Source organism: Klebsiella variicola (assembly GCF_000828055.2).
GTDB classification, from domain to species: Bacteria; Pseudomonadota; Gammaproteobacteria; order Enterobacterales; family Enterobacteriaceae; genus Klebsiella; species Klebsiella variicola.
Window position 1 is genome coordinate 4,485,305 of record NZ_CP010523.2, and the last position, 17,897, is coordinate 4,503,201.

Sequence of the window (17,897 nt, forward strand, 5' to 3'; positions counted from 1 at the left end):
ACAATGCAGCAGTTACAGAACGTTATTGAGTCCGCCTTCGAGCGTCGCGCCGACATCACGCCGGCCAATGTGGATACCGTGACCCGCGAAGCGGTAAACCAGGTTATCGCCCTTCTGGATTCCGGCGCGCTGCGCGTCGCTGAGAAGATCGATGGTCAGTGGGTGACGCATCAATGGCTGAAGAAAGCGGTACTGCTCTCTTTCCGTATTAACGATAACCAGGTTATCGATGGTGCGGAAAGCCGCTACTTCGATAAAGTACCGATGAAATTCGCTGACTATGACGAAGCGCGTTTCCAGAAAGAAGGTTTCCGCGTGGTGCCGCCGGCAGCGGTACGTCAGGGCGCATTCATCGCCCGCAACACCGTGCTGATGCCGTCCTACGTTAACATCGGCGCCTACGTTGACGAAGGCACCATGGTTGATACCTGGGCTACCGTCGGCTCCTGCGCGCAGATCGGTAAAAACGTTCACCTGTCCGGCGGCGTCGGCATCGGTGGCGTACTGGAGCCGCTGCAGGCGAACCCGACCATCATCGAAGACAACTGCTTCATCGGCGCGCGCTCTGAAGTGGTTGAAGGGGTGATTGTCGAAGAAGGCTCCGTCATCTCCATGGGCGTTTACCTGGGTCAGAGCACCAAAATCTACGATCGCGAAACCGGTGAAGTCTTCTACGGCCGCGTACCGGCTGGCTCGGTAGTCGTGTCAGGCAACCTGCCGTCGAAGGATGGTAAATACAGCCTGTACTGCGCGGTGATCGTTAAGAAAGTCGATGCCAAAACCCGCGGCAAAGTCGGCATTAACGAACTGCTGCGCACCATCGACTAAAGCAAATAAAAAGCGGGAGATATCCCGCTTTTTTTATATTTGATGCTGGCGAAAATGGATTTTTTCGTTAATTATTCAATGGTTATGATGCTATCAAAGGTACCGTTATGTACGATAATCTGAAAAGTCTTGGCATTACCAACCCTGATGAGATCGATCGCTATAGCCTGCGGCAGGAAGCTAACAACGACATCCTGAAAATCTATTTTCAGAAAGACAAAGGCGAATTCTTCGCCAAGAGCGTGAAGTTTAAATACCCGCGTCAGCGCAAAACCGTTGTCGCCGACGGCGTCGGCCAGGGCTACAAAGAAGTCCAGGAGATCAGCCCCAATCTGCGCTACGTCATCGACGAACTGGATCAGATCTGCCAGCGCGATCGCACTGAAATCGATCTCAAGCGTAAAATCCTCGACGATTTACGCCATCTGGAAAGCGTGGTCACCAATAAGATCAGCGAAATCGAAGCCGATCTGGAAAAACTTACCCGTAAGTGACAGCGTTCCCGGCGGCGCACCGCCTGACCGGGCAACCAATATAATCTGCCGCTTACGCCATGCATCCTCCAGGCCGGGTAAGGCGAACCGCCTCCCGGCATTTTTATCTCGACTCCCTATCGTTGCTCATCCAGCTGCAGGGCTATATAGAGCAGCAGCCGATCGTCAAAGCTGCCGAGATCCAGACCGGTCAGCTCCGAGATACGGTTCAACCGATACTCCAGGGTATTGCGATGAATAAACAGCGCCTTTGATGTCGCCAGCGGCTGCACGTTATGGCGAAACCACGCCTGCAGCGTACGCCGCAGCAAACCGTTGTTATCCATAGCCTTCAGACGCGCCAGCGGACGGGCCAGTTCATTGGCCTGCCAGCCGCCGCGCAGGCTGTCTAGCAGCACCGGCAGCATCAGATCCTGATAGAAATAGCTGCGGCTCTCCGGCATTCGTTGCTTACCCACCATCATGGTCGTCCGTGCGGTACGGTAAGAGCGGGCGATACTCCCGGGGCCGGTGAAGAAGTTGCCCAGCGCCACGCGAAAGCGGAGCTGACCATTCTCTTTCATCCTGGCGATAAGCTGCTCGACGCGGCGGACGTGATCGTCGGCGTCCCAGCGGCCAAAGCTGTTCAGCGCTGGTTTCAGCACCACCATTTCCGTGAGTGACACAATGGCCACCAGATTATTGCGATCAGGGGTGGTCAGCGCGTTCTGCAACTGCTGCAGTTCCGCCATCGCGCTATCCACGCCGAGCTGGCCGCTGTCCACCTCAATCATCGCCACCACCCGCGGCTGATTGAGATCGATACCTAACCGCTGAGCCCATTCGTTCAGCGCCGGGGTATGCTCTTCCGCCTGAATCAGGTTCATCACCAGCTCTTCGCGCAGGCGGCTGTCCTGCGCAAGGAGATGCATCAGCCGCGACTGCTCCAGCATCATCTCTGCCGTCATGCACACCAGCTCGCCATATTTCCGCAGCGACTCCGGCTCGCCGGTCAGGCCGATCACCCCGACGATTTCACCTTCGAGGCGTAGCGGCAGGTTGATCCCCTGACGCACTCCGTGCAGATGGCGAGCGACCGCATCGTCGATATCCACCACCCGCCCCTGAGAAAGCACCAGCAGCGCGCCTTCGTGCAATTCACCAATTCTTTCCCGATCGCCGCTGCCGATAATCCGCCCGCGGGCATCCATCACGTTGATGTTGGTATCGATGATGCGCATCGTGCGCGCCACAATATCCTGCGCCATTTTGGTATCAAGATGCCAGCCAGCCATGTAATCCTCCCCTATGCAGGGCACCAGCATAAAAGAGTCTCCGTCCTGCTGCATTGTGCATATGCCCGAAGGCGGGGCGAGATATGTGGAGTTGTGGAAGTGGTCACAGAACGAAAAAAAAGCCCCTGCCCTCGGCGAGGGAAGGGGCTGTGGCGCTTGCGCTGACGATTACTGCAACAGCAGGTAGATAGAGGCGTCGCCGCGCTGAATGTTCAGCGCCAGCACGGACGGTTTGGCGTCGAAGATTTTCCGCAGATCGGCGATGTTTTTCACCGGCTGCTGATTCGCCCCGACAATGATATCGCCTTTCTTGAGGCCAATCTGCGCCGCCGGGGTGCCGGCTTTCACATTGTTGACCACCACGCCCTTATCCTGACCCTTGTTACTCATTTCCGCCCCTTCAATCCCGTTGAAGATGGTGCTGGAATCCACCTGGGTCTGGTTGCTCTGCTGCAGTTCGACGGTAACGGTGACCGGTTTGCCGTCGCGGAGCAGGCCAAGCTCAACTTTGCTGCCGATAGGCATGGTGCCGACCTGAGCACGTAGCGCGGCGAAGCTGCTGATCGCCTTGCCATTGAGGGTGGTGATCACGTCGCCGGCTTTAATGCCCGCTTTGGCGGCTGCCGAACCTGGCATCACCTGGCTGACAAAGGCGCCGCGCTGGGCGTCGACTTTCATCGCTTTCGCCAGTTCAGAGTTCAGTTCGGTGCCCATGATGCCCAGCTCACCGCGTTTCACCTGGCCATATTTCACCATCTGCTCGGTCAGGTTTTTTACCATGTTGCTCGGGATAGCAAAACCGATACCGATGTTGCCGCCGTCCGGCGCCAGGATGGCGGTGTTAATGCCGATCAGCTCGCCGTTGAGGTTCACCAGCGCGCCGCCGGAGTTCCCGCGGTTAATCGCCGCATCGGTCTGGATAAAGTTTTCGTAGTTTTCCACGTTCAGGCCGCTACGGCCCAGCGCGGAGACAATCCCGGAGGTCACGGTTTCGCCCAGACCAAACGGGTTACCGATAGCCACGGTGTAGTCGCCGACGCGCAGCGCATCAGAATCAGCCAGCTTAATCGCCGTCAGGTTTTTCGGATCCTGAATCTGAATCAGCGCGATATCGGAGCGCGGATCTTTGCCCACGACTTTGGCATCAAACTTACGGCCATCGCTCAGTTGAACCTTAATCGTGGTGGCGTTGTCCACAACGTGGTTGTTGGTCACCACATACCCTTTGGCCGCATCAATGATGACGCCGGAGCCCAGCGCCATAAATTTCTGCTGCTGGCCGCCGTCAGGCTGACCGCCCTGTCCACCGCCCTGGCAAAACGGTGAACTCTGGAAAGGAGAACCATCCTGGCAGAACGGCGAGTTATCGCCAAAGAACTGCTGGAAGTTACGCGGCATCCGTGGGGTATTAACAGTAGTGCTACCTTCAACGTTAATGCTCACCACCGATGGCATCACCTTCTCCAGCATCGGGGCCAGGCTTGGCATCTGCTGTGCATTAGTGGCCGAAGATGCCGTTTCTGCCGCGCTCGCAGAGAGCGGGGACAACGCCAGACCTAAACTCAGAGCCAGTGCACTCATTGCTAACGTGGTTTTTTTCATCAGTTTCAATCTCAATATCAGATAACGAAAGTTGCTGTGTACGTGACTATCAGAGTCATTTTATAGCGCTAAGTTCCGGAATTAAGTTTCTGGAAAAAGTAAAAATTTATTGTTCATCTTTACAAAACTCCAGCCTATTCCACCGCCATCAGTCGCCGATATTCATCCCACGCATACAAATCCGTCATTCCGCTGATATAATCCTGGATCAGACGGCAGCGATAATAGTATTCCATCAGCGCAAATTCAGGCGCCGTGCGCACCAGCTTATTTACTGCTTCAACATAGGCCAGCCGGTGACGGGTTGAAAGTTTCTGATACAGCCGGGAGGCAATGGGTAACCGCCGTACCCGCTCCTGCGCCACTAATTCGCTGAAATCCTCCAGAGATAATTTCAGCAGCGGCTGATAGATATCCAGCAGGCCGCTAATCACCCGGTAGCCCTGCAATTCCAGCTGCTCGACATCCGGATGGCTAAAGACCTGTTTCATCGCTACATTTTTATAGAGTTCCAGCAGCTGGCTGCAATCGCTATCGTCCTCAAGCAGCGCATGATTAAAGTCGCCAGTGAAGATGGCCGGCAGGTTATCAATAAATCGGCGCGCCGCGTAGGGCACCAGCTTATTCAGCGTGTTTACCCGCAAATACATAAAAAACTGATCTTCCGCGCTCTGTCGCAGGTAATTAGCTCGCGATTTTTCCCAGGCATTTTCCACTACCTGAGAGAATAACGATCCTTTTTCATGGTTGCCCCAGGCGTCGTAAAGATGCTGATAAAGCTGCTCGGCGCTGAAAATACGTTTTTCAACCGCGTCCTCGAGATCCGCGACGCAATATGAGATGTCATCCGCGGCCTCCATAATCCAGGTTAATGGGAATCGATTGTAAGGTGCCAGATCCAGTTCTTTACGCAGGCGCGCGACATACTCTTCTTCGGCTAAATAATAGCCAGGCTTCTTCATTAAATAACTGTGACTGGCTGGCGTCGCCTCGAACCACCACGCCGGTCGGGTATATTTCAGGATACAGCCCACCTGCGCCCAGGTCAGATTCATCCGCATCAGCGTGTGGACCAGACGAATCCCCTGCGCGTTGCCCTCAAAGCTGCAGAGATCCTGGCGCACTTTACGCCGCAGCGCATTCAGCGCCGTTTCCCCTTCGTGCAGGCGTAACGCCTGCACCTCGCAGCGATCGTCGGTCAACGGCTGGCCGAGCGCATCGCCGGGGGCCAGGCGCTGGCGAAACCAGTCGTTAATCGCCGCCTCGCCAAAGTGGCCAAACGGCGGGTTGCCAATGTCGTGCATCAGGCAGGCCATTTCAACCACGCTCTCGAATGGCCCGGTCAGCTCTTCCAGGCCATACTCTTCCAGTAGCTTCTGCTCTTTCAGCCTGCTCAGCACTTCTTTGGCGATATAGCGCCCCACCTGCTGCACCTCCAGCGAGTGGGTCAGGCGAGTACGGACCGCCGCGTTGCGCTCCAGCGGGAAGACCTGGGTTTTTTGCTGTAGGCGGCGGATGGCCGGCGAGTTGACGATCCGCCCGCGATCGCTTTCGAAGATCCGCAGGATGTCGCGCTCCGTCTCCACCCGCGGCGGCGAACGGAAGCGTCGACGCCAGTTTATCTTGTTGCGAAAATCAATCTTTGCCATAGCCTCTCCCGCGCGAGCAATACGCTTCCCCTTAAGCGCATGATAGACTATGCAACTAAACCTGACACATCGCGAGTAAATCTATGAAAATTGGCATTATTGGCGCTATGGAAGAGGAAGTTACCCTCCTGCGCGACAAAATCGAAAACCGCCAGACTATCACTATTGGCGGGAGCGAAATCTATACCGGCCAACTTCACGGCGTTGACGTCGCTCTGCTGAAGTCTGGTATCGGGAAAGTGGCGGCGGCGACGGGCGCGACCCTGCTGCTGGAGCGCTGCCAGCCTGACGTGATCATTAATACCGGTTCTGCCGGCGGCCTCGCGCCGACGCTGAAGGTCGGCGATATCGTCGTCTCCGATGAAGCGCGCTACCACGATGCCGACGTCACCGCCTTCGGTTATGACTATGGCCAGTTGCCTGGCTGCCCGGCGGGCTTTAAAGCGGACGATAAGCTGGTGGCCGCCGCCGAAGACTGCATTAAAGCGTTAGATCTCAATGCCGTTCGCGGCCTGATCGTCAGCGGCGATGCCTTCATTAACGGCTCCGTCGCGCTGGCGAAGATCCGCCATAATTTCCCGCAGGCAATCGCCGTGGAAATGGAAGCGACCGCCATCGCTCACGTCTGCCATAACTTCAAGGTTCCCTTCGTGGTGGTTCGCGCCATCTCCGACGTGGCCGATCAGCAGTCCCACCTCAGTTTTGAGGAGTTCCTTGCGGTCGCCGCCAGACAGTCCACCCTGATGGTGGAGAATCTGGTACAGAACCTGGCACGTGGCTAAGTCGCTATCCTTCGCGCTTGCCGCGCTGCTGTTACTCGCCCCGGCGTGGCTACTGGCCGCGCCGCGGGTGGTCACCCTCTCCCCCGCCAATACCGAACTGGCCTTTGCCGCCGGGATCACGCCGGTCGGCGTCAGCAGCTATTCCGATTATCCGCCGCAGGCCAAAACCATAGAACAGGTTGCCAGCTGGCAGGGGATGAACCTGGAGCGCATCGTGGCGCTAAAGCCAGACGTGGTGCTGGCCTGGCGCGGGGGCAATGCCGAACGCCAGGTTAACCAGCTGCAGTCGCTGGGTATTCATGTCCTCTGGGTGCAGACCTCGACGATAGAAGAGATCATCGCCACCCTGCGTCAGCTGGCGCAGTGGAGCCCGCAGCCGGAAAAAGCGCAGCAGGCGGCGCAGGCGATGCAGCAGGAATACGATACGCTGAAAGCGCGCTATGCCAATGCGCCGAAGAAACGCGTCTTCCTGCAGTTCGGATCCGCGCCGCTATTCACCAGTGGTCCCGGTTCGATTCAGGATCAGGTGCTGGGGCTGTGCGGCGGCGAGAATATCTTTGCCACCAGCCGTGTTCCCTGGCCGCAGGTGAGCCGCGAACAGGTGCTGGCCCGCCAGCCGCAGGCGATCGTGGTGACCGGCGACGCCAGCCGCATTGCCGAAGCGCAGCGCTTTTGGCAACATCAGCTCACCATTTCGTTGATTGCGTTACACAGCGACTGGTTTGAACGCGCAAGCCCACGTATTATCCTCGCCGCCAAACAACTTTGTGCGGCGCTTGACCAGGTAAAATAATCATCCGGCACACCGGATGTTCAGTGGGAATCAACGATGCTTGTCTATTGGCTGGATATTATTGGCACGGCTGTCTTCGCGATCTCCGGCGTTCTGCTGGCGGGAAAATTACGCATGGACCCATTCGGCGTGCTGGTGTTAGGCGTGGTGACGGCGGTGGGCGGCGGAACCATCCGCGACATGGCGCTGGCGAATGGCCCGGTATTCTGGGTCAAAGATCCCACCGATCTGGTGGTGGCGATGGTCACCAGCATGCTGACCATCCTGCTGGTCCGCCAGCCGCGTCGGCTGCCGAAATGGATACTGCCCGTTCTTGATGCCGTCGGTCTGGCGGTGTTTGTCGGCATCGGCGTCAATAAAGCCTTTCTCGCCGGCAGTGGTCCGCTGGTGGCGGTCTGCATGGGGGTGGTCACCGGCGTCGGCGGCGGGATTATCCGTGACGTGCTGGCGCGCGAAATTCCCATGATTCTGCGCACCGAGATCTACGCCACCGCCTGTATTGTCGGCGGCATTGTCCACGCTACAGCGCACGACACCTTCCATCTCCCGCTGGAGAATTCGGCGATGATGGGCATGGTGGTGACACTGGTGATCCGTCTGGCGGCGATCCGCTGGCACCTGAAGCTGCCGACGTTTGCCCTGGACGATAACGGGCGGTAGTAAAAGCAAAACGGTAACCTTAAGGTTACCGTTTTTCGCGTTGGCTCCCTCTCGCTGGAGGAGAAGGCGCCCGGTCGCACTCGCTTTAAACGCTGAATGAGGAACCGCAACCGCAGGTGCTTTTCGCGTTCGGGTTGGTCACGATGAAACGCGAACCTTCCAGACCCTCGGTATAGTCGACGGCGCCGCCGACCAGATACTGCAGGCTCATTGGGTCAACCACCAGGCCGACGCCCTGTTTCTCGATGGTCATATCGCCTTCGTTCACCTGATCGTCAAAGGTGAAGCCATACTGGAAACCGCTGCAACCGCCGCCGGTGATATACACGCGCAGTTTCAGGTTCGGATTATCTTCATCCGCAATCAGGTGTTTTACTTTGTTGGCTGCGGCTTCGGTAAACTCCAGCGGCAACGCTACGTCATCACTCATTTTTTGCTCCCATTGATACTTCCGGCCGGTTAAAGAATAACCGGACCTTTTGAGCCATTATCTAATACCCTGGTAAATCGTTCAAGTATTCTCCCGCGGTGCCTGCTGCGCTTTTGCCGCCTGCTCGGCCTCCTGCTTCGCCAGAGTACGTTGCAGAATGGTCGAATACAAAGGCTTACCGCCGAGGAATTGCGCCAGTAGTGTTGCGCCAAGGCAGGTAATAATCATTGGCAAAATGAGCTGATAGTTATCCGTCATCTCCAGCACCAGCACAATCCCGGTGAGCGGCGCGCGCACCGAGGCGGCCAGCAGCGCCCCCATCCCGGCGATGGCGAAGGTGCCGGCATCGAGATGGTAGGCCGGAAACAGCGGAATAGCCGCCATGCCGAACGCCGTGCCCAGCAAGGTGCCCAGCGCCAGCATCGGCGCGAAGATCCCCCCCGGCGCGCCGGAAGAGAAGCAGATCAGCGTGGTCACCACGCGGGCAATAAAGATAAACAGCAGCAAACCGACGGAGAAATTACCGGCGGCGGCGATGGGGATCAGGTTAAAGCCACCGCCCACCGCGGAGGGCTGCATCAGCCCCAGCAGGCCGCAGATCCCGCCGATGACCCCGCCCATCAATACCCATTTTTTGATATTGCCACCGTGGATGCGCTGGAAGATATCCTGGGTGCGCAGCACCAGGAAGTTAAACAGCGGACCAAAGCAACCAAAGAGCATGCCCAGCACCAGATACAGCCACAGGGTATTCACCGGGGCGTTGCTCAGCTTGCCTACCTCAATGATCGCCGCTTCGCCATTGAAAATACGAAACACAATGCTCGACATGATCACGCCGGTAAATACCGCTTTAATGGAGATCAGGTTGTAGCGAAACTGCGGGCGCATCTCTTCGATGATAAACAGAATACCGGCCAGCGGCGCATTAAAGGCCGCCGAGAGCCCCGACGCCGCACCGGTCGCCAGCAGCGTGTGCCGCGCCTCCGGAATGCGCATGCGGAAGATATCCAGCACCATGCGTCCAATGTTGCCGCCAAGCTGCACCATCGGCCCTTCGCGTCCCAGCACCATTCCGGCGCCCAGGGTCCCCATGCCGCCGATGAATTTCACCGGCAGCACGCGCCACCAGCGCACCGGCCGCAGCTCCTCCAGCGCCCCTTCGATTTCCGGGATCCCGGAGCCGCCCGCCTCCGGCGCAAAGCGGCGCACGAGAAAATAACCGACCATTGCCAGCAGCGCCGACAAGATAAACGCCAGCGGCCAGACCAGATACCAATGATCGGCCACCTGCGCCAGCGCGCCGATCCGCTGGTTCTGCACCCAGTTCACGCTCTTTTCAAACGCCACGCCCACCAGACCGGCCAGCGTGCCAACCACCGCCGCCATCAACAGGACCGCCAGCGGCGTTTTATCGCGCTGAATCAAACGGCGCACCGCATCGCCGCGACGTACCCGCACGAACTGATGTGCTTCAAAAGAGGGAGTTTCTGCTTTCATGCCATTATCAATTATTGGTAATACAAATGAAGAGAGAGGCATTTTAGCCGTCCCGGCGCGCTGCGTCGTCAAAAAAATGCCCTTGCGGCACATTGTTTCAATTGGGCAAAACTTTCATAACCATCCTGGAATAACTTAGAATAGCCGATAAAACATTTTTCACGAACCAGGACCCTGGCCATGAGCAAATCTGAAAATCTATACCATGCTGCGCGCGAACTGATCCCCGGCGGCGTTAACTCGCCGGTGCGCGCCTTCACCGGCGTCGGCGGCACGCCGCTGTTTATCGAACGCGCGGATGGCGCCTATCTTTATGACGTGGACGGGAAGGCCTATATCGATTATGTCGGCTCCTGGGGTCCGATGGTGCTGGGCCACAACCACCCGGCTATCCGCAATGCGGTGATCGAAGCGGCGTCCCGCGGCCTGAGCTTTGGCGCGCCGACCGAAATGGAAGTGAAAATGGCGGAGCTGGTGACCGAGCTGGTCCCGACCATGGATATGGTGCGGATGGTGAACTCCGGCACCGAAGCGACCATGAGCGCCATTCGCCTGGCCCGCGGCTTCACCGGCCGCGATAAGATCATTAAGTTCGAAGGCTGCTATCACGGCCATGCCGACTGTCTGCTGGTGAAAGCCGGTTCCGGCGCGCTGACCCTCGGCCAGCCAAACTCGCCGGGCGTGCCAGCCGATTTCGCGAAACATACCCTGACCTGCACCTATAACGACCTCGCCTCGGTACGCGCGGCGTTCGAGCAATATCCACAGGATATCGCCTGCATCATCGTCGAGCCGGTCGCCGGGAATATGAACTGCATTCCGCCGCAGCCGGAGTTCCTGCCGGGCCTGCGCGCGTTGTGCGACGAATTTGGCGCCCTGCTGATCATCGACGAAGTGATGACCGGCTTCCGCGTGGCGCTGGCGGGCGCCCAGGCTTATTACGGCGTGGAGCCGGATCTGACCTGTCTCGGGAAAATCATCGGCGGCGGGATGCCGGTGGGCGCCTTCGGCGGCCGCCGCGAAGTGATGGACGCGCTGGCGCCGACCGGCCCGGTGTACCAGGCTGGTACGCTCTCCGGTAACCCGATCGCCATGGCCGCTGGCTTCGCCTGCTTAAGCGAAGTGGCGCAGCCGGGTGTGCATGAAACCCTGACCGATCTGACCAACCAGCTGGCGGATGGCCTGCTGAACGCGGCGCGCGAAACCGGGATCCCGCTGGTGGTCAATAACGTCGGCGGCATGTTCGGCATCTTCTTTACCGATGCCGAAACCGTCACCTGCTATCAGGACGTGGTGAAGTGCGATGTCGAACGCTTCAAGCGCTTCTTCCACCTGATGCTGGAGGAAGGCGTGTACCTGGCGCCGTCGGCATTTGAAGCCGGCTTTATGTCCATCGCTCACAGCGAAGAGGACATTAACAACACCATCGACGCCGCCCGTCGGGTGTTTGCCAAACTGTAAGGTACTTGAAGGCCTGGTGGCGCAGGGATTTTCCCGGAGGCGGCGCGCTGCGCCTTATCCGGGCTACCAAATCGCACAGCGCTGTAGCCCCGGTAAGCGCTAGCGCCACCGGGGATTTTCCCGGAGGCGGCGCGCTGCGCCTTGTCCGGGCTACCAAATTGCACAGCGCTGTAGCCCCGGTAAGCGCTAGCGCCACCGGGGATTTTCCCTGAGGCGGCGCGCTGCGCCTTGTCCGGGCTACCAAATCGCACAGCGCTGTAGCCCCGGTAAGCGCTAGCGCCACCGGGGATATTGAGGCCATCGGGATCGTTAGCGGCTCTGCTTTCTCAGCAAATAGATAAAGTACGGCGCGCCGATAAAGGTCGACAACAGCCCCGCCGGGATCTGGTAGGGGAACATCATCATTCGCCCGCACCAGTCGGCAAAGACCAGCAGCATCCCGCCCGTCAGCCCGGAAATCACCATATGCGGCATCGTCCGGCGGAATCCCAGCATCCTCGCAATGTGCGGCGCCATCAGGCCAACGAAACTTAACGGCCCAATGGTGAGCGTCGCCGTCGCCGTCAGGCTCGCCGCCAGCAGCAGCAACCCGATACGCGATGGCGTCAGCGCCATCCCCACCGCCCGCGCCGCCTCGCCGCCCAGCGGCAAAATAGTCAGCCAGCGGCGGCAGAGCGGCGCCAGCGCCAGCAGCGCCAGCATCACCACGCCACTACGCAGCGCCATCTCCGGCGTCGCGCTATAGGTCGAACCGGACATCCACGTCAGGATCTGCGCCATGCGCGGATCGCCGCTGGCCTGCAGCATCATCAACAGCATGGTGAAGGCGGTACTCAGCGCCATCCCCGCCAGCAGCATCCGGTGCGGCGAGAAACCGCCGCGCCCGGCGGCGATCAGAATAACCAGCAGCGTTGCCGCCGCGCCAAGGCTGCCGGCAGGCAGCAGCCAGACAAAGGCGTTGCCCGGCACGAAGAACAGCATCAATACCACACCGAACGCCGCGCCAGAGCTGATGCCCAGTACTTCCGGGCTGGCCATCGGGTTGCCGGTCAGGCGTTGAATGATGCAGCCCGCGACCGCCAGCATCACCCCGGCGAACAGCGCCGAGAGCACACGTGGCCAGCGCCAGGGCATCAGTTGCGCCAGCAGATCGCCGCTGGCCCACTGCCAGCCATGGGCATCGCGACCAAAGGTCAGCGCGGCGGTTATCGCCAACAGCAGCAGCGCTAAGCCGCCCAGCGCGAACCACGGCACGTGGCGGCGCTCAATCAGCGCTTTATCGCCGCCATTCATCACCGGGGCGCTGATGCTGCGCAGCCGCGGCAGCAGCCACAGCAATAAAGGCGCGCCAATCAGCGCGGTGACTGACCCGGTCGAGACTTCCCGCCAGACCCGGCTGAGCCAGAGAATAATTTGATCGGAAAGCCACAGGATCAACGCGCCAATTAGCGCCGCCAGCAGCAATCGCGGCAGCAGGCGGCGGGCGCCGAGCATTTTCGCCAGCAGCGGCGCGAACAGACCGATAAAGCCGATAATGCCGACCGCGTTAACCAGCAGCGCGCTGATGGCAATCGCCAGCGTCAGCACGCCAAGCCGCGCCAGAGACAGCGCCAGCCCAAGGTTACGCGCCACGCCATCATCGAGTCCCATCAGGGTTAACGGGCGTAGCAATAACAGCGTCAACATCGCGCCGCCGAGCAGCTGCGGCCACAGGCGTTGCACCACGCTCCAGTCGGTCTGCGTCAGGGTGCCGGTACTCCACAGGAACATGCTTTGCAGCTGATCGTGATGGAAAATCACCATCAGCTGATTGACCGCGCCGCAATAGAGACTCACTACCAGGCCGGCCAGGATCAGCGTCACCGGCGACAGACGTTTGCCCCACGAGACGCCAAACACCAGCGCCCCCACCAGACAAGCCCCAGCCAGCGCCGCAAACTGCGAGGCCAGCACGCCAGGGATGGCCCATAGCGTCGTCACCGTCATTCCCAGCTGTGCGCCGGTGGCGACGCCGAGCGTGGTTGGCTCCGCCAGCGGGTTACGCAGCACCTGCTGGAACAGCACGCCGACCAGCCCCAGCCCGGCGCCGACCAGCAGCGATATCGCCAGCCTCGGCAGCAGGCTGTAATGGAACAGCATCTGGGCGATATTATCGATATCCGGCTGCCACAGCGCCTGACGCCATTGCGCGTAAGGTAAAGCGACATTGAGGTTGACGATGCTCAGCGCGAAAGCGGCAACCAGCAGCCCGGTCAGCAGGAAAATGGCTAACGGCGAGAGACGCGCGTTCATACCGCCGCCCTCCCCTGCGCATCGGCCAGCACGCGGGCGAAATGCATCGCCGACAGCGTCGCGCCATAGAACCACACCGCCGGAACCCGCTGGAAACGCCCCGCGCGCACGAACGGCATCGCCTGCCACAGCGGGGTCGCCAACAGCTGGGCCATCTCCCGATCGTTGCCATGATCGAAACAGATCACATCGGCCTCGTTAAATGCCGCCAGCCGATCAATACCGACGGTGACGCTGCCCCAGAATGCCGCTTCGCCGCGCCAGGCGTTTTGAATGCCAAAGCGGTCAAGCACCTCCTGGAACAGGCAGTTCTCACCGAATACCAGCACGTGGCGGGCATCAAGCAGCGAAATCATCAGCAGTGGGCGATCGCCACGCCGGGCAAATCGCGGACGCAGGTTCTCCATCAGCGCGTCGAACTCCGCCAGATGGCGCTTCGCCTGCTGTTGTTTACCCAGCAGGTCGGCCATTTCCAGTAGCGAACGCTGGGCCATCGCCAGCGGCCGTTTGCCGTCGCTGAAGGTGAAACCACGGCCAGGCGCGATACGCGCCAGCTTTTCTGGCGACGGGCCATAGCCTGCCGACCAGACGATAAACGACGGTTTCATCTGCGTCAGCAGCTCAAGATTGGGTTCGGTGCGCAGGCCGACATCGATTACCGACGCGGGCAGCGCGGGTTCGTTCACCCACAGGCGATAGTTGGGAATGTCGGCCACGCCGTAGGGCGTGACGCCAAGCGCCAGCAGCAGTTCGGCCGGCAGCCACTCCAGCGCGACGACGCGCTGCGGGTCAATGTTCGCCGCCTGCGCGCCGCGCATCTGCCACAGCAGCGGCGAGAGCGCCATCGCGGTCAGCAGGCGGCGTCGGGTTATCAGAGTTGGGTTCATCATCAATAGACAAAACTTACCGGCGCCGCGCCCGCCGGGTGCGGCAGGATCCCCATCGGGATGCCGTAGATTTGTTCCAGCGTGTCGCTGCGCATCAGTTCTGCTGGCGTTCCCTGGGCGATCATTTCCCCACCGCGCAGCGCGACCAGATAATCGCAGTAGCGGGCAGCCATATTGATATCATGCAGGACCGCGATCACCGTCAGGCCACGCTGCTGGCTGAGACGATGCACCAGCGCCAGGACATCGACCTGATGGGCGATATCCAGCGCCGAGGTCGGTTCATCAAGCAGCAGACAGCGGCTATCCTGCGCCACCAGCATGGCGATCCACGCCCGCTGACGCTCGCCGCCGGAGAGACTGTCCACCAGCCGCTGCGCCAAAGGCTTCAGCCCCACCAGCGCGATCGCCTCTTCCACCTTTTCGCGATCCGCCACGCCGAAGCGCCCCAGCGCGCCATGCCACGGGTAGCGACCTATCGCCACCAGCTCGCGAACTGTCATCCCTTCCGCCGCCGGCAGCTGCTGCGGCAGATAGGCCACTTTGCGGGCAAACGCCTTGCTACTCCAGCTCTCCAGCGGCTGGCCGTCCAGCAGCACCTCGCCCGCGGAAGGCGGCTGATGGCGGCCGAGCATTTTCAGTAATGTGGATTTGCCGGAACCGTTATGGCCTATTAGGCCAGTCACTTTTCCTGCCGGGAAGGTTAACGAAAGGGGGTGAAGCAGCGTGCGACCCGGTACGCGAAAGGTCACGCCATTTAACGCAAAGGTGGTCTCAGAGTGCGGAGTCTGTTCCTGCATAGCAACAACCTGATGTTGGGCGCGGCGAACCGCGCCCGTGAGTAGTTAGAAGCGGAAGGTTGCGGTCGCGACAACCTGACGTCCCGCACCCCAGTAGCAGGCGTATTCGCTATAGCAGCTGGAGACATATTCGCGGTCAAACAGGTTGTTGACGTTGACGCCGACCGAAGAGCCCGGCAGGCCAAAGCGCGCCAGATCGTATTTGACCGTCGCATCCATCAGCGCATAACCGGCCACATTGAAGGCATCATTTTTGTTACCGGTGCTGGTGTCAGTTTTGTAATAGCTGACCGTAGAACCGATATAGCGCGCCCCGGCGCCGACCGTCAAACCGCTGAGCGCGGTTTCGTGGAAGGTGTAATCCGCCCACAGGGAGGCCATATTGCGCGGCACTTCCGCCGGACGCTTGCCGTTGAACACCGTATCGTGAGTGTATTCCGCATCGGTATAGCTGTAAGCCGCGGTGACGTTGATATTGGCGTTCACCGCCGCTTTCGCCTCCAGCTCAAGGCCGCGGGAGCGGATCTCGCCGGTCTGGATGCTGAACGCCTGGTTAGCCGGATCCGCCGTCAGGTTCTTATCTTTGGTCAGCTGATAGACCGCGGCGGTGACCACCACCGGCATGTCTTTCGGCACATATTTCACGCCAGCTTCATACTGCTTGCCACGCGACGGATCGAACGGCTGGCCGTTAAGCCCGGAGCCCGATACCGGCTCGAAGGATTCGCTGTAGCTGAAGTACGGAGAGATGCCGTTATCAAACAGGTAATTGATACCGCCGCGCCAGGTGAACTGCTGGTCGTGATTCTCCGCCAGGCTGTTGCTGGAGCGAGTTAACGTTGAGGTGGTGGCGTAATCGTAACGGCCGCCCAGGGTCATGACCCACTTATCCCACTCCATCTGATCCTGCGCGTACAGGCCCGTCTGCTCCATTCGGTTGAGGACCGCGTACGGGAAAGTGACCTGAATATTCGGATTGCCGTATTGCGGGTTGCTCATGCTGATAGGATCCGCCGTCCCGTAGTCGGCATCCACATCGTTGCGCATCCGCGAGTAATCCACGCCGGTCAGCAGCGTATGGCTGACCGCGCCGGTGGCGAAAGCAGACTGCAGCTGGGTATCGACGGTAAAGGTGTTCAGGTGCTCATCAGAACGCACATAGGCGCGATTCATGTAGCCCGGGGCGACATAGCCATTCCCGTACACCGAGCGATACAAGGTATCAACCTCGGCATAGCGCAGGTTCTGCCGCACGGTAAAGGTGTCATCAAACTGATGGGAGAAGCTATAACCCACCATCTTCTGGCGGCGCGAGATCTTATTATCCGCCTCGCCTTCGTTGAAATCAGTCGGCAGCTTGTGCGCCTTCCCGTTGGCATCGTAATACGGCACCACGGTGCCTTCGCGCGGCAGCCAGCCGTAGTAGCCCGCATCCGGGTCATTCTGGAAGTTGCTCAGGAAGGTGAAGTCGGTTTTATCGTCCGGGCGCCAGCTAAAGGACGGCGCCACCGCATAGCGTGTAGACTTCGCCATCTGCTGCTGGGTATCCTGGCTGCGGCCCAGGCCGGTCAGGCGATAGGACCAGACGCCGGCATCATCAATGGCGTCGCTGAAGTCAAACCCGGTCTGCCACAGGTTGTCGGTGCCCATCTTGAACTGCACTTCTTTCAGCGGCTCAGTGGTCGGGCGTTTGCTGACCATGCTGACGATACCGCCAGGGTTGCTGTTGCCGTACAGCACCGAGGTTGGCCCGCGCATCACTTCCACGCGCTCGAGGAAATACGGGTCCATGGAGACTTCAGAGTAGTTATTTCCCTGCAGCTTCATGCCGTCCAAATACTGGTTGGTATTGACGGTCGTCGAGGTAGTGAAACCGCGGATGGTGACCACATCATAGGTGGTCGAGCTACCGCGGGTGGAGAAGACGCTCGGCGTATAGGAGAGCGCCTCTTTTACCGTGGTCGGCTGGCGCATCTCCATCTCCTGGCGCGTGACCACCGAGACAGACTGCGGCGTTTTTTCGATCGGGGTATCGGTTTTCGTCGCCGTGGCAGAGCGTTTTGCCGCGATGGTCGGCGCCGGTCCCCAGGCACTTTCCTGGGCGGCCGGTGCCGCAACGACGGTGATAGTCTCTTCTTGTTTCGGTTGTTCCGCAGCCTGTGCATAGACAGACATGCCACTAACCGCCGTGGCTACTACGACTGCGATTTTACGCAGCGAGTGATTTGGCTGAGCAGTTTTTGGACGCGCCATGGGTATATCTCTGATGAAAGTGAATGATAACGTAAACGATAATTATTATTATGACGGGCGATATAATAGGCGAAACGCCGAAGGCAAGGCAAGCGATATGCCAGCCTGGCGAGACCGAAGGCCGAATTAATAACCAGATAGTTATTATGGAGTTAAAGAGGCGTTAACTTTTTTACAGGTATAAAAAAACCC

15 protein-coding genes are annotated in these 17,897 nt (G+C 59.4%); 6 read left to right on the plus strand and 9 right to left on the minus strand.

The genetic code is table 11. The annotated features are described in order from the left end of the window. Positions 1-3: 3 nt before the first annotated feature. Both dapD and SP68_RS21065 read left to right on the plus strand, forming a co-directional pair. Positions 4-828 (plus strand): 2,3,4,5-tetrahydropyridine-2,6-dicarboxylate N-succinyltransferase, encoded by an 825-nt coding sequence (gene dapD / locus SP68_RS21060; protein WP_002889295.1) that lies wholly within the window; start codon positions 4-6, stop codon positions 826-828. 107 nt (positions 829-935) lie between these two features. Further along, a complete protein-coding gene (locus tag SP68_RS21065; RefSeq protein WP_002889292.1) occupies positions 936-1,322 on the plus strand; it encodes a DUF3461 family protein in 387 nt (128 codons plus the stop codon). Positions 1,323-1,438: 116 nt separating this feature from the next. Here SP68_RS21065 and cdaR read toward each other — a convergent pair whose 3' ends face one another. From cdaR to dgt, 3 genes are all read right to left on the minus strand, one after another. After that, positions 1,439-2,596, minus strand: a complete 1,158-nt coding sequence (cdaR, locus tag SP68_RS21070; RefSeq protein ID WP_002889289.1) for a DNA-binding transcriptional regulator CdaR — start codon at positions 2,594-2,596, stop codon at positions 1,439-1,441. Positions 2,597-2,764: 168 nt separating this feature from the next. Then, positions 2,765-4,198 carry a serine endoprotease DegP gene (degP, locus tag SP68_RS21075; RefSeq protein ID WP_008807359.1) on the minus strand — a complete coding sequence of 478 codons (1,434 nt, stop codon included), beginning with the start codon at positions 4,196-4,198 and terminating at the stop codon, positions 2,765-2,767. Between the two features lie 134 nt (positions 4,199-4,332). Continuing rightward, on the minus strand, positions 4,333-5,847 hold the full coding sequence (gene dgt / locus SP68_RS21080) for a dGTPase (protein ID WP_008807360.1): 1,515 nt from the start codon (positions 5,845-5,847) through the stop codon (positions 4,333-4,335). An 83-nt stretch (positions 5,848-5,930) separates the two neighbouring features. Between dgt and mtnN the strand changes: the two genes are divergently transcribed. The 3 genes from mtnN to SP68_RS21095 are packed head-to-tail and all read left to right on the plus strand — an operon-like array spanning position 5,931 to position 8,082. After that, positions 5,931-6,629, plus strand: a complete 699-nt coding sequence (mtnN, locus tag SP68_RS21085) for a 5'-methylthioadenosine/S-adenosylhomocysteine nucleosidase (RefSeq protein WP_040972999.1) — start codon at positions 5,931-5,933, stop codon at positions 6,627-6,629. Next, on the plus strand, positions 6,622-7,422 hold the full coding sequence (gene btuF, locus SP68_RS21090) for a vitamin B12 ABC transporter substrate-binding protein BtuF (RefSeq protein WP_012542811.1): 801 nt from the start codon (positions 6,622-6,624) through the stop codon (positions 7,420-7,422). Before mtnN ends, btuF begins: the two co-directional genes overlap by 8 nt. Before the next feature lie 36 nt (positions 7,423-7,458). Further along, the gene (locus SP68_RS21095) at positions 7,459-8,082 is read left to right on the plus strand and encodes a TRIC cation channel family protein (RefSeq protein WP_002889277.1); all 624 of its coding nucleotides are present in this window, start codon (positions 7,459-7,461) and stop codon (positions 8,080-8,082) included. Positions 8,083-8,167: 85 nt separating this feature from the next. Here SP68_RS21095 and erpA read toward each other — a convergent pair whose 3' ends face one another. Both erpA and clcA read right to left on the minus strand, forming a co-directional pair. Beyond that, entirely contained in the window at positions 8,168-8,512 is a 345-nt protein-coding gene (gene erpA, locus SP68_RS21100; RefSeq protein WP_008807363.1) for an iron-sulfur cluster insertion protein ErpA, read from the minus strand. Between the two features lie 81 nt (positions 8,513-8,593). Further along, positions 8,594-10,012 (minus strand): H(+)/Cl(-) exchange transporter ClcA, encoded by a 1,419-nt coding sequence (gene clcA, locus SP68_RS21105; RefSeq protein ID WP_040972995.1) that lies wholly within the window; start codon positions 10,010-10,012, stop codon positions 8,594-8,596. A 180-nt stretch (positions 10,013-10,192) separates the two neighbouring features. Between clcA and hemL the strand changes: the two genes are divergently transcribed. After that, complete coding sequence (gene hemL / locus SP68_RS21110; RefSeq protein WP_022065539.1) at positions 10,193-11,473, plus strand: glutamate-1-semialdehyde 2,1-aminomutase; 1,281 nt, start codon at positions 10,193-10,195, stop codon at positions 11,471-11,473. A 309-nt stretch (positions 11,474-11,782) separates the two neighbouring features. Here the strand turns inward: hemL and fhuB are convergent, their stop codons facing one another. Genes fhuB through fhuA form a run of 4 tightly spaced genes read right to left on the minus strand, consistent with a single transcriptional unit; the run spans position 11,783 to position 17,705 of the window. Next, complete coding sequence (gene fhuB / locus SP68_RS21115) at positions 11,783-13,765, minus strand: Fe(3+)-hydroxamate ABC transporter permease FhuB (RefSeq protein WP_040972993.1); 1,983 nt, start codon at positions 13,763-13,765, stop codon at positions 11,783-11,785. Further along, complete coding sequence (fhuD, locus tag SP68_RS21120; protein WP_012968911.1) at positions 13,762-14,655, minus strand: Fe(3+)-hydroxamate ABC transporter substrate-binding protein FhuD; 894 nt, start codon at positions 14,653-14,655, stop codon at positions 13,762-13,764. The genes fhuB and fhuD overlap by 4 nt, the downstream gene beginning before the upstream one ends. Continuing rightward, positions 14,655-15,452, minus strand: coding sequence for a Fe3+-hydroxamate ABC transporter ATP-binding protein FhuC (gene fhuC, locus SP68_RS21125; RefSeq protein ID WP_022065535.1), 798 nt, complete (start codon positions 15,450-15,452; stop codon positions 14,655-14,657). The genes fhuD and fhuC overlap by 1 nt, the downstream gene beginning before the upstream one ends. A 45-nt stretch (positions 15,453-15,497) precedes the next feature. Next, positions 15,498-17,705: a ferrichrome porin FhuA gene (gene fhuA / locus SP68_RS21130; RefSeq protein ID WP_022065534.1), complete on the minus strand. Its 2,208-nt coding sequence runs from the start codon at positions 17,703-17,705 to the stop codon at positions 15,498-15,500. Positions 17,706-17,897: the final 192 nt, after the last annotated feature.